Origin of the sequence: Tumebacillus amylolyticus (assembly GCF_016722965.1) — a bacterium.
In the GTDB taxonomy this organism is placed as follows: Bacteria; Bacillota; Bacilli; order Tumebacillales; family Tumebacillaceae; genus Tumebacillus; species Tumebacillus amylolyticus.
In genome coordinates this window covers 1,023,839-1,046,181 of the sequence record NZ_JAEQNB010000001.1, presented here as the reverse complement: position 1 = coordinate 1,046,181, position 22,343 = coordinate 1,023,839, and the positions used below count along the sequence as shown (strand labels likewise).

Below are 22,343 nucleotides of genomic sequence, written 5' to 3'. Positions count from 1 at the left end.
CATCTCCTCCCGTGGTAAAATGGGGGGAGATGCTTTTTTACCTTGTTCGGAGGAAACTCAGTGCGCAATCGATATGTCCATCTGCTGTTGATCATGGCGGCCACCGCTTTTTTGGGTGAACTGAAAATGAACCCGTTCGGCGAGACGTTTCGCTTCTCGCTGGGGACGACCTGTTATTTTTTTGGCTTGATTTGGTTTCAACAACTGCGCCCGTTTGAGACGGGGGTGTGGGTGGGCGTGTCCCTGCTGCTCTTTCGCGCCCTGCTGACTCACAACCAAGGCGTCGCCTGGGACGATGCACTCCTGCACCACTTGCCTTCCACGATCTATTACTTGCTGTTCGCCCTCACCCTGACCCTCACCAACTTGCGCCGCCGCTTGGAGAAGCCCTTGATGGTCGGGATCATCGGGGCGGGCGGCGATTTGCTCGCCAACATCGGAGAACTGACCTTTCGAAACCTGCTCGGAGCGGCGTACCCGCTGGATACGCACACCGTTTTGATTCTCGCGCTGTTTGGCTGCCTGCGCTCGTTCTTCGTCGTCGGCCTCTACAACATGTTGATGATCCGCCAACTGCGCTTGCTCGGGGACCAGCAGAATGAACAGATTCAACACCTGCTCCTGCTCAACGCCTCGCTCTACGAAGAAGGCTTCTACCTGCACAAATCGATGGGCCACATCGAAGACATCACCCGCAACTCCTACGAGCTCTACAAACAACTTAAAACGGAGGAAAAAAGCGGCCGCCTGCCCTCCGGCTACTCGCGACACGCTCTCTCCATCGCCGAAGAAGTGCACGAGTTGAAAAAAGACTCGCAGCGCATCCTCGCGGGTCTCGACAAACTCCTGCGCCAAGATACGATCGAAGAACGCATCGAGCTCAAGCAACTCACGCGGCTCGTCGTGCAAGCCAACTCCAAGTACGCGCAGATGCTTGGCAAGGAGATCGACTTCCACCAACACGCAGAGATCAACTTGACGACCAACCGCACCTACGCACTGGTCTCGATCTTGAACAACCTCGTCGCCAACAGCGTGGAAGCGATCCAAGGGGCCGGTTCAATCGGAGTTGAAGTTCGCCTGTCTCAAGCGTTTGTAGAATGGATGGTCTGGGACACGGGCCCCGGCATTCCGGACAGCGAGGCCGAGTATGTATTCCAACCGGGCTACACGACCAAGTACGATTCGCGAGGCAACCCGTCGACCGGCATCGGACTCTCGCATTGCCTCGATCTCACCGCGTCGCTGTGCGGGACGTTGGAGATGACGCGCTCAGGAAGCACAACGCAATTTCTCCTGCGCATGCCGACCTCGGAGCTTTTGCAAAAACAGAGAGAGGAGTGGAGTTCATGAACATGTATCTCATCGAGGACGATCCGGCCACCCGCCGCATGCTGGAACGCATCTTAGAGGACGGCGACGTCGGCACTGTCATCGGCTCTGCTCCGTCGGGCCAACACGTTACGTATGAAGACGTGCGCAACGCCGACATCGTGCTGATCGACCTGCTCATGCCCGGCAAAGACGGCATCCAGACGATCCAAGACCTGCGTGCCCAAGGCTATCAAGGCCGTTTCGTGATGATCTCCCAAGTGGAGAACAAAGAGATGGTCGGCGAAGCGTACCAGAGCGGCGTGGACACGTTCATCCACAAGCCTGTCAACCGACTCGAAGTGCTTGCCGTGCTCAAGCGGGTGATGGAGCACCTCCAGTTGGAGCAATCCCTGTCCACGATTCGCCGCTCGCTTTCCGTCCTCGACGGACACGCCAGCCCCGGACGCGCCATGTCCACCGTGGTGAGCAAAACATTTGCCGACCATGCGCACGATGTGCTGACCACGCTCGGCATCGCGGGGGAATCCGGTTCCGGCGACCTCTTGAAGATCTTGCAATACCTCCACGACCAAGAAAAAATCTGGCGAGAGATGCCCGCGCTCAAAGACCTCTACCAAGCGGTGCTGATCGGCATCGACCCGCGCATCTCCTACGAGCAGTTGCAGCGAGAGATCAAAGCGATGGAGCAACGCCTGCGCCGCACCATTTTACAAGCGCTTGGACACATCGCCTCGATCGGGCTGACCGACTACGCCAACCCGACGTTTGAACAGTACGCTCCGCGCTTGTTCGATTTCCAAGACGTGCGCACACGGATGAAGGAAATCCAAGACGGCGAGAAAACCACCCGTTGCCGCTTGAACATCAAAAAATTCCTCACCGCGCTCTACTCCGAAGTCAAAACGCGCAGTGAAGACCCCTACTCCTAAAAAAAGACACACAAATAGGCGGCAGATTCTCATCCGTGTTCGGATAGAGCCTGCCGCCTATGTTTGGGTTTCGATCGTCGTCTGGGTCATCGTCTTAGTGGAGTACCTCCGGGATCTGTTGATCAAACGCTTCAAAGAGCATCAGTTCACGGCGCAGTTCTTCGAGACGAATCTTCGCGTCGCGCACTCCCTCTTGGTCGTTCGCCTCGATTGCATCGGACAGCGTGACCAGCTCATAATCCATCTCCATCTTCAAAACCGGAATGCGCTCCTCGATCTCCCGGCTCTTAAAGGCACGGATCACATCTTCGCTCGATACCCGGATCGGCTTTTCATACACGACTTTTTTGCGCGGCCCATGAAGTTCCATGATTTGCAAAGCCTCCCCGTTGTGGAATTTAGAAACCAAGATCGGCCCTTCGGAAATTTGTTTCACAACGGCCTGCCCCTTGGTGCGAATCAGTGTGTACTGGAGGGCGTTGACCAGTCGTTTGTCCTGCAAGACCACCGACCCCTTCAACACGAACCCTTGGTCCGAAGGTTGGAAATGAAATTCCTTCTTCTCAATGCCCGTGGTGGCAACGAGGACGATGTCTTCGTGGCGGTCCTTCCAATAGAGTGAGACCCCGCCGGAAGCCAATTGACCGATAAAATGTTCCAAGTCCGTCTTGCCGAGTACCAAGTTCATGTCGCAATACTCAGCTTGGTGGAAGTTGTTTTGCATGTTCATCCCCTCCTTGGTTTTATTATACTCAATATTCTGACTTTTTGCCAGTACAAAAGACCCACCTTTTTAGTGGGCCTTTCGGTACTTTTTGGGATTAGAAGCCGTTGACGGATTTGTAAGCGTTCACACGGCCATAGGTCCAGTAGGTGCCGGTGCCGGAAATCGCATCGGACGTGGTTTCTACGCGGTTGATGACCGAGGTGTTGGAGTAGGTCAAGTTCTTCGACCAGGTCAGCGACATCAGACCTGCCACCAGCGGAGTGGCCATCGAGGTGCCGGACATCGTGGTGGTGCCGCCGCCCAGACGCAGGGACAGGATGCTGGAGCCCGGAGCTGCCACGTCGACCCAAGAACCGTAGTTCGAGAACGAGGACTTCGCATCGGTCGAAGTGGTCGAAGCAACGGAAACGACGTTGTTGTACGCAGCCGGGTACGATTTCGCCGACGTCGATTCGTTACCGGCAGCCGCTACGATGATTACTCCTTTGTTGTACGCGTAGTTGATCGCGTCTTGAGAAGCTTGGGAGAACGCTGCGCCGCCCAGCGACATCGAGATAACGTTCGCGCCGTGGTCAACCGCCCAGTAGATGCCGGTGTCGATGTCAGAATCGTAGCCGGAACCGCTGGAGTCCAGAACTTTGATCGGCATGATCTTTGCGTTCCAGTCCATGCCTGCGGTGTTGGTCGCGTTGTTGGTCAGAGCCGCCGCGATCCCTGCGCAGTGCGTGCCGTGGCCGTGGTCGTCCATCGCGGTGGAGTCGCCGTTGACGATGTCGGTGCCCGGGACGATTTTCGATTTCAAGTCTGCGTGGTTGAGGTCAACCCCGGTGTCGATGATCGCGATGGTGCGGGACGTCGAGCCTTTGGTAATGTCCCAAGCTGCCGGCGCTTGCACTTTCGGCAGGTGCCATTGGGACGAGTAGGACGGATCGTTCGGAGTTGCGTCGATGGTGCGAACATGGTCGATTTCAACCGATTCGACGTTCGGGTCTGCTTGCAGTTCTGCGAGTTTCGCTTCCAGTTGACCCGCCGGTGCGTGCATCACTTTCCAGTTGCCGCCGATGACTTTGCCTTCGGTCAGGCCGTGCGCAGACGCGATGTCCGTTTGCACGATGCCTTGCTTGGTTTTGACTAGGAGACGGTCAGACGCTTTTGCTTTAGCCGTTGCGACTGCCGGTTGAGTTTGATCTGCTGCAGATGCCACGCCCGGAACGACCGATGCGAGCACTGCGAATGCTGCCAAGGTACCAACCAACTTCTTGTTGAATTTCGCCATTTTTTGTGAAACCTCCCGTTTCTCTTTTTAGTGTTTGTGAGTTAGTTAACTCTACACTCAAAGTATAAACATAACAAATTATGACTGGCAATTTTGAAATTCTCCAATCTAAGGAGATGGCCTCCAAATTCGTTCTTTTTTTTAACGTTTTCTTGCGTATTCACTAAAAGAATATTCAAAACATTTTCGACAAAAAAAGCACCCTGCCACAGTGGCGAGGGTGCTTTTTTACTCCCGTTGTTACTCCGTTTGAAGCTTCGGCAAGGGACGAGCTTCGAGGCGGTTGATCGGCACGCCCTGCTCGGAGAACTTCTGCTCGTACTCGGTCATGATGTTGCCCTCTGCCCATTGCGAGTTGTGCAGGTCGAGCGTGATCTTTGAGAGCTTCCAATCGTCGTCGGCGAACGAGTTCAGCGAGAACTCGAACAGCGGGCGGTTGTCCGTCTTGAAGTGAACGGCGCCGTCCGGTTTGAGGACGTTGCGGTAGAGACGAAGGAACCCCTCGTGCGTCAAGCGACGCGGGGTGTGGCGGTTCTTCGGCCACGGGTCGGAGAAGTTCAAATAGATGCGGGACACTTCGCCCGGTGCGAAGATGTCGGTCAGACGAGTGGCGTCGGCGGGTGTGACGACGAGGTTTTTGCCCGCCCCTGCCATTTCCGCTTTGTGACCGACTCGGCCGAGCAAGAGGTACTCCAGCTCGATGCCGATGTAGTTGATATCCGGGTTCTGCACCGCGTGTTGCGAAATGAACTGGCCGCGTCCCGTGCCGATCTCGATGTAGATCGGGTTGTCGTTGCCGAACAGTTCATGCCAACGTCCCTTGTAGTTCGGGGAGTCTTCGATGATTCGGCCCTGCTCGATGTAGGTATGATATTGTCGCAAAAACTTGTCGCGTCCGCGAATGCGCATGGGTTTGTCTCACCTTTGTCCAAGAATGAATGCCAACAAGAATTATAGTGTCTGTCCACAGTCTGCGCAAGAGTTTGTCAGGCAATGCTTGGTAAGGAGTTCAATTTTTCTTGGAGGTGTAGACTCCTGATGGGAAACGGATGGTACGGTTGGCCGTTGGAGCGCGTGTTGTTGCTGCTCTTGGGGCTGATTTTCTTTGCAATTTTTGTGCAGGTGACCCTGTTTCACTACCGCCAGAACTTCCGACATTGGGCGATGTGGGTTCCTGTCATTGAAGCGCCGCTGGCTGCGCTTTTTTGCGTGACGTATGTGTTTTTTGCGCCGGCGTGGGTGTGGTTGACGTTGGTGGTTCTGCTGACGGCGGCGTTTTTCAGCGGGATGGTCGGCTCGTTCCTGCATTGGCGCGGCGTCGGGGAGCGCGTCGGCGGGTATGAGATGCGCAATTTTCTCGTGGGGCCGCCCGTGGCGTTGCCTGCGATGATCACAGTGACGAGCTTGATCGGGTTGCTCGTTCTGTTCTGGAGGTGAGGGCATGAGCGAGTACGAACGTCTGCGGACGCACTATCCCGCGTACAACGTGATGCACGAGCAGAAGCATTGGGACGAGCACACGAGTGAGATTGTGGAGAAGCGCTTGGATTTGGTGGGGTCGCTTCCGAAATTAACGGGCGAGGAAGCGGACCGAATTCGGGCGATGGCGGCGCTGTTCGTCGATGACAACCGCTCGACCCTGCTCGACTTTGTCGTGAAGCACTTTGACAACAAACTGGCGTCCGATATCGGCGAGGAACAGCGCAAACTCGGCACGCCCAAGCAGAAGGACTTGATCAAAAACGGCTTGGCGGCGCTCGAAGTGCTCGCACAGTCGGAGTACGGCACATCGTTTGTGCAATTGACGCCTGAGAAGCAGACGACGATCTTGGTGGGGTTGGAGCGCGATATCTTGACACTTCGGACGACGGAGGGCACGGTGGTGCCGGCGACGGCGTTTTTTTCCAAGATGTTGACCGAGACGGTGAGCGCGTACTATTCACATCCGCAGGTTTGGTCGGAAATCGGCTACGGCGGGCCCGCCTATCCGCGCGGGTACGTTCGGATCGAATTCGGCTTGACCGATCCGTGGGAGGCGAAACGAGATGCCTGAGGAACGAGATCCACATCACCACCATGCTTGTCATTACGACGGAGCTCGCTACGACGACCTCAACCACCGCAAGTACCCGCAGGAAGCGGACGTCGTCATCGTCGGTGCGGGCACGGCGGGCGGAATCATGGCCTATGAGTTGGCCAAAGTCGGCCTGCGCGTCGTCGTGATCGAGGCGGGGCCGTTTTGGAATCCCCAGAGCGATTTTGCGTCCGATGAATTGACGATGAAGCACTTGGGCTGGCAGGACACGCGCCTCGTGGACGGCCAGAATCCCTTGAAGCTTGGCAAAAACAATTCGGGCCGTGGCGTCGGCGGCGGGTCGGTTCATTGGACGGGCGTGTATTTGCCGTTTCATGAAAGCGACTTCCGGATGAAAACTGTCGAGGGGGTCGGGGCCGATTGGCCGTTTGGGTACGACGAGCTCGCCCCTTTTTATCGGTATATCGAAAAAGAAATCGCCGTCTCAGGACCCAAGAAGTTTCCGTGGGGAACGTTCAACGGGCCGTTCCCCTATCCGGAGCGCGAACCGATCTCTGCGAACGCCGAGATGTTTCGCATCGGGTGTGAGCGGTTGGGAATTCGGTCGGTGGTGACGCCGCTCGCGATCAATTCGGCACCTTTTGACGGGCGGCCGCCTTGTATCAATCGAGGGTTCTGCAACGAGGGTTGCATGCCCAATGCGAAGTATTCCTCGCTGGTGCATCATGTGCCCAAAGCGATCGGGTACGGTGCGGAGTTTTTGACCGATTGCATGGTGACGCAAGTGGAGCTCGATGAGCGGGGTCGGGCGAAGAGTGTGATTTTTACTCATGAAGGGGTGGAATATCGGCAGCGCGGTCGAGTGATCGTGTTGGCGTCGTTCGCGATTGAGACGCCGAGGTTGTTGCTGAATTCCAAGACGACCGGGCATCCGGACGGGTTGTGCAACTCCAGCGGGACGGTCGGGAAGTATCTCATGCCGCATTCAAGCCATGACGTGTATGCGCGGTTTGAGCAAGAGATTCGTCTGTACAAAGGCACGCCGGTGATGGCGACGACGCAGGACTTCTATGAAACGCAGTTGGATCGCGGGTTCATTCGCGGGTATACGCTCCATGCGCACGGGGCTCGACCGGTGGCGATGAGCACGGGGTTGGCGCGCGATGCGGGCGTTTGGGGACGGCGTTTGCGGGAGTCGATGCTGGACTTCAACCACTATGGGCGGTTGACGATGGTCGGCGAAGTGTTGCCGGATGAGAACAATCGGGTGACGCTCGCAGAGGAAGTGGACGAGTACGGGATGCCGATGGCACACGTGACGTTTAGTTATGGAGAGAACGACTTGAAACTGATCGACCATGCGGTGGAGCAGATGAAGTCGATTCTGAAAGCGGCGGGCGGTGAACCGGAGTTCGTCGTCTCGGATACGGCGCATCTCATGGGCGGGACGCGCATGGGGGCGGACCCTGAGGATTCGGTGGTGAACGGCTGGTGCCAAGCGCACGACGTGCCGAATCTGTTCATCTGCTCGGCCGCCGTCTTCCCCACGTCAGGCAGCGGCAACCCCACCGCCACCGTCATGGCCCTCGCCGCCCGCACGTCGAAACACATGATCGAAGAGCTCAAAAAACAAACGATCTAAAAAAAAGGCAGGCTCCCCTGTGGGTGCCTGCCTTTTTTCGCCCTTGAGATGGCTTGTGTTACTTCGCCGCTTGGCCGGAGAGAATGGTCTCGATCTCTTCGATGTCTGCGTGGGTCAGTTCCACGTCGATTGCTTTGACGTTTTCCTCCACTTGCGACGGGCGAGATGCGCCGATGATCGCCGACGCCACGTTCGGCTTGCGCAGAACCCATGCCAGCGCGAGTTGCGCCAGCGAGCAGTCCTTGCGCTCTGCGACAGCTTTGAGCCCGTCGAGTTTCGCAAAGTTTTCGTCGGTCAGGAAGCGGTTGACCATGTTCGCCGCATCCGTCGTGCCGCGGGAGCCCTCAGGAGCCGGTTGGCCCTTGGTGTACTTGCCCGTCAGGACGCCCTGTGCCAGAGGGGACCACACGACTTGACCGACACCCTCACGCTCAGACAGCGGGAGGACGTCCTTCTCAATATAACGCTCAAGCATCGAATATTGCGGTTGGTTCGAGATGATGCGGTCGAGCAGTTTGCGGTCTGCAATCTGCAACGCCTCTTGAATTTGCAACGCGCTCCACTCGGACACGCCCGCGTAGAGAATCTTGCCTTGGGTCACGAGGTCGTCGATCGCACGCAACGTTTCCTCCAGCGGAGTTTCCGCATCGAAGCGGTGGCATTGCCAGAGGTCGATGTAGTCCACGTTCAGACGCTTGAGAGAAGCATGAACTTGCTCGAAGATGTGCTTGCGGGACAGGCCGCGGTCGTTCGGGCCTTCCGCCATCGGCCAGTACGCCTTGGTCGCCAACACGAACGAATCGCGCTGGTACTTCGCCAGCGCACGACCTACGACGATCTCCGCTTCGCCCTTGCGGTAGATGTTCGCCGTATCAAAAAAGTTGATGCCCAACTCATACGCTTTGTCGATGCAGATCTCAGCGGTTTGGTCTTCCACGGTGCCGCCGTAGGTCAGCCAAGAACCGAGACCGATCTCCGAAATTTTCAGCCCGGAGCGACCGAGGTTGCGGTACTTCATTTGCGTCATAGTGAACATGCACCTCCATATGTAAGAACTTCCACATAAGGAGTATTCGCTTCCCGCAACCATTTCCCTTCCCTAAATTTTCGCCCACAGTGGCGAAGGGTTCAGTTTGTACACATTGTCTTCGCGGGACATGTACTTGTTGATGATGAACTCGCGGCGGATCGTGCAGTGATCGTCGTGAAATGTATGGATGTACGCATCCAGTTCCTTCTCCTGATACGCACGCTCCGGGTCGAGACCGGCCATCATGTGTTCAAAGATGAACAACTTTTTCTTGCGCTGACTCGGGATGTTCTTCAACTTGCCGTCTCTTGTGAAAAAGTCGCGCACCGCTTTCTCGTATTCCTCTGGATACAGGTCTTTCATCTTCGCCCCTCCATTTTCATGATCATCTAATTAGATCATAATCAAATTCGCTTCTCTCTGTCAATGATGCTAGAATAAATACTTGAATTGAAGTGAACCGAAAGGAGTCTTCCGCATGCACGACACACCTGAGAAGACTGTATACGAAATGATCGGCGGAGGAGACGCCATCCGCAAGTTGGTGGACGCGTTTTACAAGCGCGTAGGGGAGCATCCCGACCTGAAACCGATCTTCCCGGACGACCTCGGTCCGGTAGCGGATCGACAATACCTGTTCCTCACGCAGTTTTTTGGCGGGCCGACCCTGTATTCCAACCAATACGGGCACCCGATGCTCCGCGCGCGCCACATGCCGTTTGAAATCACACCGACCCGCGCCCACGCGTGGCTCGCTTGCATGAGCGAAGCCTTGGACGAACTCGGTCTGCAAGGCCAACTGCGCGAATTTGTGTACGACCGCCTCACCCAGACGGCGTACCACATGGTCAATACCCAAGATTCCTAAAAAGGTCAGCCCTCACACAGGGCTGACCTTTTTTCATGAGTTGGGAAAAGCTAACGGTACGATTTCGTACGAAGGAGGAATTCGATGAAACGCTTGATGTTGCTCCTGTTCGCCATCTGCCTCTCTCTGGGTTGCGGCGGCGGCGGGCGGTTTGGAGAACCGACGGAAGGGCTGGGAGAGGACTTCGCGATCTCGCCCGATGACCGACACATCGCCTACACCACCGTCCAAAACGGGGTTTCATCGCTCTACATCGCCAACGTCGACGGTACGGGCGTAACGCGCTTGTCGCAAAGTGACAAAGCAAGCTATCTCCAACCCCGCTTCTCTTCAGACGGCTCCAAGATCTTATTCGTCTCGATGCCTGTCAAATCGAAACTTCATGTGAGCACACTGCAAGAGATCCACGCGGACGGCAGCGGGCTTAAACTCCTGTCCGGGGGAGACACGCTGATTACCGAAGCCCTGTACGCACGGGACGACAAAACCATCTACTACGTGCAATCACAACGCTTCGAAGAGAAAGCTTCCTACCGCCCTGTCGACCTCGATCTGTACTCGATGGAAGCAACCGGCGCCAATCGGCAACGCATCACCAAACTGGCACACGACACGATGGAACATCTGTCGCTTTCCGATGACGGGACTTCCCTGCTGTACCAAACCATCGATCCCACGTCGTATGAAACGCGGTTCCGGGTGTTGTCCCTCAACAAGAAACTCGACATGATCTCGTTCCTCCCGCCGCATGATCCCGATCAACAACTTCAAGACCCCTCGTGGTTGCCAGGCCCTGCAACCGGCATCCTCTACTCTGCCGACGTTCAACAAAAGCAGGGCGATGTACCCGCGTTTGAATTGTTCACAATGGACCTGCCCTCGAAAACAGTACGGCAGATCACCCGTCTCGACAACGCCTCGTTGAAGCCGATCGCGCTGCACCACTCACCGGCCGTGCTGTTTTTGAAAAACAAGGACAAATCGCGTCAGAAAAACCAATATGTCTTGATGCAAGTCCAACTCGACGGCTCCGGTGCCAAGGAAATCCCTCTCCAACCTTAACAAAAACCGACATATTTCCAACATTTCAGGGGGAATGTAAACCTGATACTTTACGAAAAGGAGCGTACTTCATGGCTTTTTTCTCAAAACGTTCGACCACTACCCTCTCGCTCACTCTGGTGTTGTTGCTGTTGACAACAACAGGGTGCTCGCCCCAATCCTCACCGCCGCCCGTGAAGCCGGGAGTCCCCGACGGCCGGAGTCAGGTCCAACAGATTGGGAAAGAGCGGTTGCACACCGCCGCCAAAAATGTACGCTGGCAGCCGGACATCGGCGAACTGCCCGACAAACCGCCCAAAACCAAACTGGAGTTAACCAGCAAACGCACCCGCCATTCCACGCGCTTCGTCAATCCGGATGGATCGTTCACCGAGGAAGTGTATGCAGAACCGCAGTTCTACCAAGACAAATCTGATAAGAAAATGAAAATGATCGACAACACCGTTTCCCTCAAAAACGGCAAGTACGAAAACAAAGCGAACGAATTCGCCGTTCGCTTTTCCCCAAAAGCTGCAAGCGGCGAGTTGATTCGCATCGAAAACGACAAAAACAGCATGGTGCTTGAACCGGTCGGCGCCATCGCCGTCCAAGCGAAGACGCAAGACAACGTCGTCACCTACCCCGGACTTTTTGCCAACACCAACGCCGAATACGTGTTGAAAAGCAACTTCGTCAAGGAAAACTTGATCTTGCAAACGCCTGCCGCACCGAACAAGTTTTCCTATGAAGTGCGCTTGTCGGGTCTGACGCCCAAGCAGGAGCCAACGGGCGAAATCACGTTTCGCAATGCAAACAACCAAGTCGCATGGGTGATGAGCAAACCGTTCCTCTCCGATTCTGCGGGCAAGCAGTCGGACAAAGTCACGCAAACTCTGCGCACGGCAGCCGGCAAAACGTTCGTCGATTTGCAGGCCGACACTGCCTTTTTGCAAGATCCGCAAACCAAATTCCCCGTCACCCTCGACCCGACCGTAAACTCGTGGGATGTCATGGTCGACACTTTCGGTTCCGGCGCAAATCCGACCGCCACATATGGGAGTTACCCGAATTTGTTCGTGGGCAAAGACCCCACCTATGGCACGACGCGCGCGCTGTTCTCGTTTTTCTTGCCGAGTTTGCCAAGTGACAGCCGCATTACATCTGCGACCTTCTCGGCGTATCAGACGGCGACGAACACGACGAATACCGCCGTCGACGTGCTCCGCAATACCGCCGATTTCAGCTCCGCAGCCACTTGGAATACCCTCCCGACCACCAATGCCACACCTGAAGACACCGTAAACTCGAACACAACCAACGCCTACTGGACGTGGACGATCACGTCACTCGTCAAAGATTGGTACAACGGGGTGCTCGGCAATTTCGGCGTCACCCTCAAGTCGCAAAATGAAACGACCGCTCCGGCACGTCAATTCAATTCGGTCAATGCCACGACGAACACTCCGCGCCTGACGATCAACTATTCCGTCGATCCGGCCGGGCTTGAGCACTTTTGGACTTATACGCCGGAGGGCGTCAACGTCTCGAACGGCAACCTCGTCAAGCAAACGACCGACATCGAATTGACGGGCACTCCGCAAATCTCCGTCGTCCGCACCTACAACAGCCGCAAAGGCTGGTACGCCGGTCAATTTGGCTGGGGCTGGGTGAGCAACTACGACATGCGCATCGTCGACGCCGGCAAAGGCCCGATCACCGTCATCGACGAAGACAGCACGCGCCATATCTTCGGACAACGTGTCGGCGGCGGGTTCAACCCCCCTGCGGGCATCGACTTCACCTTGGTCAAAAACGCCGACAACACCTACACGATCACAGACAAAGAGAACAGGGTCTACCAATTTGGCACGAACGGACGCCTCACCTCGATCGCCGATGAAAAAGGCAACCTCGTCACCGTCGGCTACGACGCCTCCACTCGTGTCAAAACGCTCACCGATGCAAACAATCGCGTCATCACATTCAACTACGGCACCAACGGCTACGTATCAAGCCTCGTCGATCCGGCCAATCATACGGTTTCTTACACGTACGACACGGCGGGCAATCTGACGAAAGTGACCGACCAAGTCAATCAATCGGTCGCCTATACGTATGACAGCACGCACCGCATGACCTCGTTCTCCAATTGGAACGGAAGTACGAACACCCTTGATTACGACACGTCCGACCGCGTCACGGCGCTGCATTATCCGATCACGATCGGCGGCACTCAGCAAAGCTCCGACCGGACGATCGCGTATGACACTGCCAATGCGGTCACGACCTACACAGACGCCCAAGGAACACGCGCCGATTATAGTTACAACCCCAACGGGAACGTCATTCAACTGATCGGCAACCCGACGGTTCCGGCCGCCAAATCGGTTGGCACGTACACGTATGACAACAACAACAACCAAACGTCGATGATCGATCCCAATGCCAACAAAACCGATCCCAATGCAAAGTACGTGTACACATACGATGCGGCTTCCAACCAAACGGGTGTGCAACTGCCCGGCACGGAAACCTCGACGGCGCAATACGACGAGCGCAATAACATCGTCACGCGCAAAGATTTCTTCGACATCACGACCAACTACGGGTATGACGTCAAAAACAATTTGACCGAAATCTCCACGCCGCAGATCGCGGTCGGTGCCAAACGCTATGACGACAAGGGCCGTCTCACCGGCAACACCAACCCGCTCTCCATCGTCGACAATCTCGCCGTCAATTCCAGTTTCGAAACGGACGCCAACGCAGACGGCTGGCCCGATCACTGGGTCCGCAACACCGAAACCGGCAAGACCGCGACGTTCACATGGGCGAACGGCGGCCGCTTTGGCAACAAAGCGATCTCCATCGCCAACCCGACCGGATGGGCCACGGTGAACACCGATGTCACCATTCCCTACACGGCGGGTGACAAATATGTGGTCAGCGGGTATATCAAAACCGCCAACACCACGTCTTCCGCCATCATCAAGATGGAGTTTTTGAACGCAAGCGATTCCTGGCTCGGCCAACAGATTTCCAACAAGATCGTCGGCACGCAAGATTGGACACGCATCCAAGCGGTGCTCGACACGGTGCCGGCCAACACGACGAAAATTCGCGTCGCCGTCGGCATGGACCCCGGTACGGGAACAGCCACTTTTGACGGAATTCAATTCGAAAAAGCCGAAGTCCTCAGCGCATACAACCTGCTGGAGAATCCCGGCTTTGAACGCGACTCCGACGGTGACAAAGTGCCGGACGGCTGGAGCGGAACGCTCTTGGCAACGGGTGACGGGATCGACACTTCGACGACCGTCTCCGGCACCAATGCACTCAAACTCAGCGGGGAATCCGGCAAAAACAAATCGCTGAGCCAACGCATCCCGCTCACGGGTGATGCTTCGACCGTTCTGACGTTGTCCGGCTGGGGCAAGCAGACGGGAGCAAATCCAAGCGGCGGCAGTTTCTCGCTGCAAGTGACGCTCAATTACACGGACGGAACGACCGACGCGACCAACTCCAATGAATTCTCAAAGACCGCGACAGACTGGCAACACGTCGCAACTCGTGTCGTGCCGAAAAAAGCGTTCTCCTCCGTCGACCTGCTCTACCAATTCAACAACCAAAGCGGTACGGCGTATTTCGATGCTTCCAGGCTTGAATTCGGCAATGCCTTCACGTTCTACGAATACGACAACGCCGGACACCAAACCAAAATCACATCTCCATCGGGCACCGTCGTTTCGTACACCTACGATACGGCGTCCGATACCAAGACCGGCAAAACGAGCGGGACGAATCAAACGTTTGCCTACGGATATGATGCGCGCAACATGCTGACCAAAGTAACCGATCCGTTGCAAGGCGTCACCAGCTACACCTACAACCCCGCGGGAGACGTGACATCGATCACCGACCCGCGCAAAAACACGACGACCATCACCTACAACGAACTCGGTCGCCAAGCAAGCACCACAGACCCGTTGAACAACAAAACCACCTTTGATTTTGACAAAAACGGAAACACCACTCTGCAAAATAATCCAAACGGCACCACGATCGGTTTCACGTACAACGAGTCCCGTGAACACACGCAAATCGCGTACAACGGCACTCCTCAGTACACCTTCACCTACGATCCGTTCGGAAACCAAACCTCGTTCACAGATGCGTCGGGCGTTTCTTCTACCTTTGCGTATAACACCAACACGCTGCGCACGCAAGAGAAGCGCGGATCGACCACTGTGAATTACGGGTACAACCCGAACGGACAGACGACGTCCATCGAGGTAAACGCGGCAACGACTTCGACGACCTCCTTCACGTACAACACGTTGAAGCAAATGTTGACGATCGCCCGCAACGGAAGCAACGTAAGCCGTTTCGTCTACGATGACCAAGGCAATCCGATCTCCACGATTCGCGTCAATGGAATGATCACCACCCGCGAATTCGATACGTCCAACCGTCTGCTCAATCTCAAAACCTACAAACCGGACGGAACGCCTCTGGAAGCGTATGCGTACAGCTTCGATGCCAACAACAGCATCACCGGCATCACGACAGACAAAGGAGCGGTCTCGTACCAATACGATGCGCTCGATCGCTTGACGCAAGAAACGTTGCCCGACGGCACGAAGATCGTCTACACCTACGACGCCGCCGGCAACCGCACGCAAAAAGCGGTGACCAAATCCGGAACCACGACGACTACCGCCTACACCTACGACGCGGCCAACCAGATGCAAACGGCAGGCGGAAAAACCTATACCTATGACAAAAACGGAAATCTACTTTCAGACGGAACCAAAACGTATGTGTACGACGCCGCCGATCGCCTGACGCAAGTGAAGGACGCAAGCGGCACAGTCCTCGCTTCCTTCGCCTACGAATTCGACGGGCGCCTTACCCGGATGATCACCCCGACCGGCACGTTGAATTTCTTCTACGATGTGCAAGAGAGCTCGCCGAATTCCGTCGCGGAGACCGATGCCAACAACAACATCGTCGCGGAGTACACGTTCGATTCCCAAGGCAGCCCGATCACGATGACCCGAGGCGGCTACACGTATCATTACATCGTGAACGGTCATGGAGACGTCACCGCGTTGACGGATTCCACAGGCGCTGTCGTGGCAACCTACACGTATGACGCGTACGGCAACATTCTGTCGCAAACTGGTTCGCTCGCATCGGCCAACCCGTATCGGTATGCGGGATATCGATACGACGAAGCCACGGGTCTGTACGATTTGCGCGCCCGTTATTACGACGCTTCGACCGGACGTTTCCTCACCCGCGACAAGCAGATGGGAGACCTGTCTGCACCGGAAACGCTCAACCTCTATGCGTATGCGTCAGACAATCCGATCAAGTATACCGACCCGACGGGGCACTGGCGCTATTGGGGACATTGGTGCGGTCCGAACTATGGTAGCGACGGAGAAGAGCATTATCACTTAGACCGCATCTGCCACTACCATGACATCTGTTATTCGCAAAAAGGGTACTTCGCGTGCTCTTGCGACAATACAGCCGCCTACAAAGCCGGTCATGTGTACTATTGGAAAATGTGGTGGAAGGAAAAAATCGCCGCCACCGGATTCCTGAGCTGGTTTGGACACGGCAACTGCAAATGGTGGCTCTAAGAGAGAAAAGGAAGTGACGATATGAAAAAAACACACTGGATCGGGGCCTGCTTGCTCACCTGTTCGCTGACGATGCTCGCGGGAACCACCACAAACCCTGCGATAGCAACCGCCGCGAGCGATGCCACTTTGAAACAACAACTGCTCAACAAGTACAAAAACCAAGTCCCCAAGGAATGGGGCGAGAGCGTCACCGGCGTCCGCACCTCCCTGAAAACCACCGACAAAGTGATCGCCTTGACCTTCGACGCCTGCGGGGGCCCGCACGGCAGCGGCTACGATGCGGAGTTGATCTACTACTTGCGGCAACAAGGCATCCCGGCGACGTTGTTCATCAACTCGCGCTGGATTGATGCTAACCTGCAAACGTTCCTCGCGCTGGCCAAGATTCCGCAGTTCGAGTTGGAGAACCACGGCACGCAACACCGCCCGCTGTCGGTCAACGGCAAACCCGCTTGGGGAATCAACGGCACAGCCAACCTCGGCGACATGATCGACGAAGTGCTGAACAACCACCGCAAGATGGAAAAACTGCTCGGTCATCCTCCGAAGTTTTTCCGTTCCGGCACGGCGTTCTACGATGAGATCGGGGTGAAAGTCGCCAATGACCTCGGCGAAAATGTAGCGGGATACAACGTGCTCGGCGATGCCGGAGCCACGTTCAACACCGACCAAGTCTACAACGCGCTGATCAACGCCAAACCCGGCTCCATCGTGCTCATGCACATGAACCATCCGGAGAAATGGACGGCCGAAGGGGTGAAAAAAGCCATCCCCGTACTCAAACAAAAAGGCTTCCGCTTCGTCAAGATGGAAGACTACCCTCTCCTGTCCCTTCGTTAAAAAAAAAGACCCACGACCTTCTCGGTCGTGGGTCTTCTCTATTCTCCTTTGTCCTCCTCAGGTTTCAAACGCCCCGCTCGCTTCAACGATTCGCGCAACAAGAGCTCGATGTGTGCGTTGACGCTGCGAAACTCGTCGCCTGCCCAGCGTTCCAACGCTTCATAGACTTTGGGGTCGAGGCGCAGCGGAAATTGCTTTTTGGCCATTGCTCATCCCGCCCGTCTAGTAGAGCGATCCGGCGTTGACGACAGGTTGTGCCGAACGTTCGGAGACGATGGCGACCATGAGGTTGTTGATCATCGAAGCTTTGCGCTCTTCGTCGAGTTCCACCACGCCTTCGCTCTGCAATTTCTCAATCGCCATCTGCACCATGCCGACGGCGCCCTCTACGATCTTGGCGCGGGCTGCGAGAATCGCCGTCGCTTGCTGGCGTTGCAGCATCGCGTGGGCGATCTCCGCCGAGTACGCCAAGTGCGTCAGGCGTGCTTCCATGACTTTGACGCCGGCGATGGCGAGTCGGTGTTGGAGATCGAGTTGCAGTTGCTCGGCGATCTCGTCCGGATTGGCACGCAGGGTGTAGCCGCCCTGATCATCCATCGTGTCATACGGGTAGTAGCTCGCGATGTGACGCAGGGCGATCTCCGATTGAATCTCGACGAAACGCTCGTAGTTGTCAACGTCGAACATCGCTTTGGCGGAATCGACGACGTTGAAGACGATGACGGCGGCGATCTCAATCGGGTTGCCGTCCACGTCGTTGACTTTCAGTTGCGAGGTGTGGAAGTTTCGCACGCGCATCGAGACTTTCTTGCGAAGCGAAAACGGTACCGTCCACCAGAATCCATCTTGGCGCAACGTGCCGAGGTAACGTCCGAAGAACATCACGACATAGCCTTGGTTCGGTTGCACGATCTGAAACCCGGTGATCGAGACGATGCCCAACAGGAGACACACGAGAGCTCCGACAATTCCGCCGGTTCCTCCATTCGATCCCAAAACTCCCGCCATGACGAACAGCAGCAGGACGAGCAAGATGCCGACAAATCCGTTGAATGCCCACGCTTTACGCTCTTGCATGAACCCCTCACCCTTTCATTCTCAACAATTCTCAGTTGATATCACTTTGATATCATCATGATATCATATTCCGGAATGAAAAAAAAGAGGCGGGGGTCTCCCGCCTCTTTTCGTACCCAGACTGTTCTAGTTGATCACGATGGTGAAGCTGGTTTCCCCGATGAGTCCGACCGCGTCGACGGCACGGAGTTTTACGGTGTAGGTCCCCGCTGCGAGAACGACGCCCGACGAGTTCTTGCCGTCCCAAGCGACGGTGTTGCTGCCTGCAGACTGTTTCACACCGTTGAGAAGCGTCTTCACCGCTGCCCCGCTTGCGTTGACGACGGTCACGGTGACCGTTGCGTCCTCCGACAAATTGTAGGAAAGCGCGGTCGTTGCGCCGGTTGTCGGATGGAACGGGTTCACGCTGAACGTCGGAGTTGTAAACGTTGGGGCCGTAACATCAACGCTTACGTTGCTGGTCACCGTCGCGGCGACGTTTCCTTTGAGATCGACCGCATCTATTTTGTACGTGTAGACGCCGGTGCCGACGAGCACGCCCGCGTCAGTTTTGCCATTCCATTGAATCGTCTTCGCGCCCGGCGTTTGCTTGGCGTTGTAGAGCGTGCGCACGACGTTGCCATTGGAATCGGCGACCTTGATCACGAGCGTTGCATCCTCCGAAAGCGTAAACGCAAGCGTATTGAGGTTGGTGCCCGTCGGACGGAAGATCAGCGGCGAATTGGAGAGCGCCGTCAGTTTCGGAGCACCCGTTTCGAGGTACAACTGAGCCGAAGCGTTCGTCACCCAGCCCGCCGCATCGGTGCCGGTGAGTTTGAACGTATAGGTGCCGTCCGGCGCCATCTGGCCGGCCGAGGTTTTGCCATCCCACGTGAGGTTCAGCGTGCCTGCGGTGGCAAGCGTCGGTACGGTCAAATTCCTAACCAAGGCACCCACGTTGTTGTACACGCCGGCCGTGAGCTTGACGTCTTCGGACAGATCGACCGCGAGCGTGATCGAGTCGGGAGGAGCGAGCGAGAATGTCAAGTTGCCGAGCGTCGGAGCGGTCTTGTCCGTTTTGATCGTGCCCGAAAGCGTCGTCACGTTGCCGCCCGCATCGGTTGCCGTCAGCGTGTAGGTGTATTCCTTGTCATCTACCAAGATTCCGGCGTCCGTTTTCCCGTTCCACGTAACCGTTTGAGCACCCGCTTTGAGGACGCCGTTGACGAGGGTTTTGATCGCGTTGGAGTTTGAATCGGTGACTTTGAGAGAAACCGTTGCGTCCTCCGAAAGCGTGTACGTGAATGTCGCCAGCGTCGTGCCCGTGACTTTGAACGGGTTCGGTGTCGCTTTGAGGTTCGTGACTTTGGCAGCTCCCGTCTCCGTCGTAACCGTCGCAGAAACCGGATTCGAAACCCAGCCTACGAGGTCTGTAGCGGTGACTTTGACCGTGTAGACGCCGTCGGGGACGAGGACGCCGGAGGCGTTTTTGCCATCCCACGGCACGGAGTAGGAGCCGCCGTCTTTCAAGATCGCGTTCTCCAACGTGCGAACGACTGCACCTGCGGAGTTGGTGACGGTCGTCGTGACTTTGGATTTCTCCGAGAGTGTGTAATTCAGAGAGAGCGTCTCAGAGCCCGGACCGAATTTCACAGCGGACGTCGTCAGCGTGAGACTCGGTGTGGTTTTGTCCGTTGTGATCGTGCCCGTCACTTCGGCCGCTTGGTTGTTGAAGCTGTCGGTTGCGTTGATTTTGTAGGTATAGATGCCGTCCGCAACGAGCGTGCCGGCGTCGTTTTTGCCATTCCATGCGACCGTCTTCGCGCCGGACGGAAGTTTGGCGTTCTGCAACGTGCGGACGAGAGTGCCGCTTGCGTCATAAATTTTGATGTCGACCGTCGATTCCTCCGACAGCGTGTAGGCAATCGTGCTGTTCGCGGTGCCCGTGACTTTGAACGGGTCCGGGGTGTCGCTGACAGCGGTGATCGACGGTTTGAAGCGGTCGAGTCCTACGGCGCCGGAGACAGCGACGGCGCTCAGATTTGCTGCATCGGTCGCGGTGATTTTATACGTATAGATGCCGTCCGGAGCGAGTACGCCGGACGAGTTTTTGCCATCCCACGTCAAGGAGTTCGCACCCGCGCTTTGTTGAACGTTGGTGACAAGCGTTTTGACCAATGCGTTTGCGCTGTTATAGATGCCCACCGTTACTTTGGCGGGTTCGGACAGCGCGTAGGTCAGACCCACGGTGTTCGTACCGGTCGGAACGAACGGATTCGCAGATACGGTGTTTCCCGAGATCACGGGTGCCGTGCGGTCCACAGAGATCGTGCGGGTCAGCGGTGTCGCCGAGTTGCCCCACGAATCGACCGCCGTAAGTTGGAACGTGTATTCTCCCTCCGCCACGAGAACTTTGGCGTCGTTCTTGCCGTCCCACGTTACAGATTTGGCACCGACCGTAACGGCGGAGTTGTTCAAAAGCGTCCGCACGACGTTGCCGCTTGCGTCGAGGACTTTCAATGTGACGTTGCCCGGTTCTGCGATGGAGTAAGAGAACGTCGAGACGTTGGAGCCGGTCGGAGCAAACGGATTCGGTGTGACTCCGGTCAGCGTGAGACCGATCGGCGTCGTATCGACGGCCGCCGTCATCGCAGAAAACGCGTTGACGAGTCCGTAGCCGAACGTCGTGTCTTTGCCTGCGGTACCCAAGTCGAGCGCAGACGATTCCAAGACGCGCTCAAGTTGGAAGTTGGTCAGCGTCGGGCGGTAGTTCCAAACCAAAGCTGCCACACCCGCGACGTTCGGAGACGCCATCGAAGTGCCTTGCTTGTATCCATAGGCTCCGTCATACGTCGTCGCATAGATGTTCGTGCCCGGCGCGGCGATGTCTACATACGAACCATAGTTGGAAAAAGTCGCTTTGGTGTTGGTTTCCGTGGTGGCCATGACGCAGAGGACGTGCTCGTCAGCCCCCGGATAGTGCAACGCGCTGGAATTGTCGTTGCCGGCCGCTGCGACGATCAGGCACCCTTTGCTGTAGGCGTAGTTGATCGCGTCTTGCATCGTCTGGGAGAACGAAGCGGAGCCAAGGCTCAAGTTGATGACTTTCGCGCCGTGGTCGGCCGCCCATGTGATGCCTTCAGCGATGTCGAGGTCAGAGCCGGAGCCGGATGCGCTCATCGCTTTGACCGGCAAGATCTTGGCATGTCCCGCCACGCCCGAAATTCCGACGCCGTTGCCCATCATCCCGGCGGCGATGCCCGCGACGTGCGTTCCGTGTCCATTGTCATCGTTGTAGTTGCCGTCGTTCGTAATCGCGTTATAGCCCGGCAGGAGACTTCCGCTGAGATCCGGGTGGTAGGACAGAACGCCCGTGTCGACGACGGCGATGACCATCGACGAATCGCCTTGCGTTTTGTCCCACGCTTCGGGGACGTGCATCTTCGGGAGCGACCACTGCAAGCTGTAGCTCGGGTCGTTCGGAGTGGCCGTCAGATCGTATTTATAGTTCGGTTGTACATACTCGACATCAGGGTCGTTGACGAGGTCCATATACGTTTGCTTGAGATTGGCGTTCTTGGTCAAGGCCAACTTGCCAAGGCGCAGACCTTTGTTGCTTTTCTGAACGCTTGCGGCGTGCTTGCCCGCAATTTTGGCGGCATCCGTGCCCGGTTTGTACTTGACGATCAAATCCCCCGCCGTGAACTTGCTGGAATCGGCGAGAATCGCGTCTACGGAAGCGGAAAGTTGTGACTGGGACAGCGTGTTCATTTCAATAAACTTGCTGTTGTCCGCGTGTGCCGGAGTGACGGCGAACCAACTCGCAGCGGTAAAGCCCGCTCCGAGGGTGAGCACCCACTTCCAAGTGCCTCTGCTTCCTTGCATCGGCAACCCTTCCCTTCTGGTGATT

The 22,343-nt window shown here is 56.4% G+C and carries 17 protein-coding genes; 9 read left to right on the top strand and 8 right to left on the bottom strand.

Annotated features, from left to right (window positions below; all coding sequences use genetic code 11):
* Window positions 1-60: 60 nt before the first annotated feature.
* Window positions 61-1,353 carry a sensor histidine kinase gene (locus JJB07_RS04755; RefSeq protein ID WP_347338314.1) on the top strand — a complete coding sequence of 431 codons (1,293 nt, stop codon included), beginning with the start codon at window positions 61-63 and terminating at the stop codon, window positions 1,351-1,353.
* On the top strand, window positions 1,350-2,264 hold the full coding sequence (locus JJB07_RS04750) for a response regulator (RefSeq protein ID WP_201631578.1): 915 nt from the start codon (window positions 1,350-1,352) through the stop codon (window positions 2,262-2,264). Before JJB07_RS04755 ends, JJB07_RS04750 begins: the two co-directional genes overlap by 4 nt.
* Window positions 2,265-2,358: 94 nt before the next feature.
* Here the strand turns inward: JJB07_RS04750 and JJB07_RS04745 are convergent, their stop codons facing one another.
* The 3 genes from JJB07_RS04745 to trmB form a co-directional block, all read right to left on the bottom strand.
* Entirely contained in the window at window positions 2,359-2,988 is a 630-nt protein-coding gene (locus JJB07_RS04745) for a hypothetical protein (protein WP_201631575.1), read from the bottom strand.
* Between the two features lie 97 nt (window positions 2,989-3,085).
* Window positions 3,086-4,267: a S8 family serine peptidase gene (locus JJB07_RS04740; RefSeq protein ID WP_201631572.1), complete on the bottom strand. Its 1,182-nt coding sequence runs from the start codon at window positions 4,265-4,267 to the stop codon at window positions 3,086-3,088.
* 240 nt (window positions 4,268-4,507) lie between these two features.
* Complete coding sequence (gene trmB, locus JJB07_RS04735; protein ID WP_201631569.1) at window positions 4,508-5,176, bottom strand: tRNA (guanosine(46)-N7)-methyltransferase TrmB; 669 nt, start codon at window positions 5,174-5,176, stop codon at window positions 4,508-4,510.
* A 129-nt stretch (window positions 5,177-5,305) separates the two neighbouring features.
* On the opposite strand from trmB, the gene JJB07_RS04730 reads away from it, so the two are divergent.
* Genes JJB07_RS04730 through JJB07_RS04720 form a run of 3 tightly spaced genes read left to right on the top strand, consistent with a single transcriptional unit; the run spans window position 5,306 to window position 7,944 of the window.
* A complete protein-coding gene (locus tag JJB07_RS04730; protein ID WP_201631566.1) occupies window positions 5,306-5,704 on the top strand; it encodes a hypothetical protein in 399 nt (132 codons plus the stop codon).
* A 4-nt stretch (window positions 5,705-5,708) separates the two neighbouring features.
* Window positions 5,709-6,320: a gluconate 2-dehydrogenase subunit 3 family protein gene (locus JJB07_RS04725; protein WP_201631564.1), complete on the top strand. Its 612-nt coding sequence runs from the start codon at window positions 5,709-5,711 to the stop codon at window positions 6,318-6,320.
* A complete protein-coding gene (locus tag JJB07_RS04720; RefSeq protein WP_201631561.1) occupies window positions 6,313-7,944 on the top strand; it encodes a GMC family oxidoreductase in 1,632 nt (543 codons plus the stop codon). The genes JJB07_RS04725 and JJB07_RS04720 overlap by 8 nt, the downstream gene beginning before the upstream one ends.
* Before the next feature lie 58 nt (window positions 7,945-8,002).
* Here the strand turns inward: JJB07_RS04720 and JJB07_RS04715 are convergent, their stop codons facing one another.
* Both JJB07_RS04715 and JJB07_RS04710 read right to left on the bottom strand, forming a co-directional pair.
* Window positions 8,003-8,962, bottom strand: a complete 960-nt coding sequence (locus JJB07_RS04715; protein ID WP_201632740.1) for an aldo/keto reductase family protein — start codon at window positions 8,960-8,962, stop codon at window positions 8,003-8,005.
* 81 nt (window positions 8,963-9,043) lie between these two features.
* Window positions 9,044-9,337 carry a DUF2087 domain-containing protein gene (locus tag JJB07_RS04710; RefSeq protein ID WP_201631558.1) on the bottom strand — a complete coding sequence of 98 codons (294 nt, stop codon included), beginning with the start codon at window positions 9,335-9,337 and terminating at the stop codon, window positions 9,044-9,046.
* 115 nt (window positions 9,338-9,452) lie between these two features.
* Here JJB07_RS04710 and JJB07_RS04705 point away from each other — a divergent pair, with 115 nt between their 5' ends.
* The 4 genes from JJB07_RS04705 to JJB07_RS04690 all read left to right on the top strand — a co-directional run bounded on the left by JJB07_RS04705 (window position 9,453) and on the right by JJB07_RS04690 (window position 17,377).
* On the top strand, window positions 9,453-9,842 hold the full coding sequence (locus JJB07_RS04705) for a globin domain-containing protein (protein ID WP_201631556.1): 390 nt from the start codon (window positions 9,453-9,455) through the stop codon (window positions 9,840-9,842).
* Between the two features lie 84 nt (window positions 9,843-9,926).
* On the top strand, window positions 9,927-10,904 hold the full coding sequence (locus JJB07_RS04700) for a TolB family protein (RefSeq protein WP_201631553.1): 978 nt from the start codon (window positions 9,927-9,929) through the stop codon (window positions 10,902-10,904).
* A 71-nt stretch (window positions 10,905-10,975) separates the two neighbouring features.
* Window positions 10,976-16,534, top strand: a complete 5,559-nt coding sequence (locus tag JJB07_RS04695; RefSeq protein ID WP_201631551.1) for a DNRLRE domain-containing protein — start codon at window positions 10,976-10,978, stop codon at window positions 16,532-16,534.
* A gap of 21 nt (window positions 16,535-16,555) precedes the next feature.
* Window positions 16,556-17,377, top strand: a complete 822-nt coding sequence (locus JJB07_RS04690; protein ID WP_201631549.1) for a polysaccharide deacetylase family protein — start codon at window positions 16,556-16,558, stop codon at window positions 17,375-17,377.
* A gap of 38 nt (window positions 17,378-17,415) precedes the next feature.
* Here the strand turns inward: JJB07_RS04690 and JJB07_RS04685 are convergent, their stop codons facing one another.
* From JJB07_RS04685 to JJB07_RS04675, 3 genes are all read right to left on the bottom strand, one after another.
* The gene (locus JJB07_RS04685) at window positions 17,416-17,583 is read right to left on the bottom strand and encodes a type II toxin-antitoxin system antitoxin (RefSeq protein WP_201631547.1); all 168 of its coding nucleotides are present in this window, start codon (window positions 17,581-17,583) and stop codon (window positions 17,416-17,418) included.
* Between the two features lie 16 nt (window positions 17,584-17,599).
* Window positions 17,600-18,454: an SPFH domain-containing protein gene (locus JJB07_RS04680; protein WP_201631545.1), complete on the bottom strand. Its 855-nt coding sequence runs from the start codon at window positions 18,452-18,454 to the stop codon at window positions 17,600-17,602.
* 126 nt (window positions 18,455-18,580) lie between these two features.
* A complete protein-coding gene (locus JJB07_RS04675; protein WP_201631543.1) occupies window positions 18,581-22,318 on the bottom strand; it encodes a FlgD immunoglobulin-like domain containing protein in 3,738 nt (1,245 codons plus the stop codon).
* Between the last annotated feature and the right edge of the window lie 25 nt (window positions 22,319-22,343).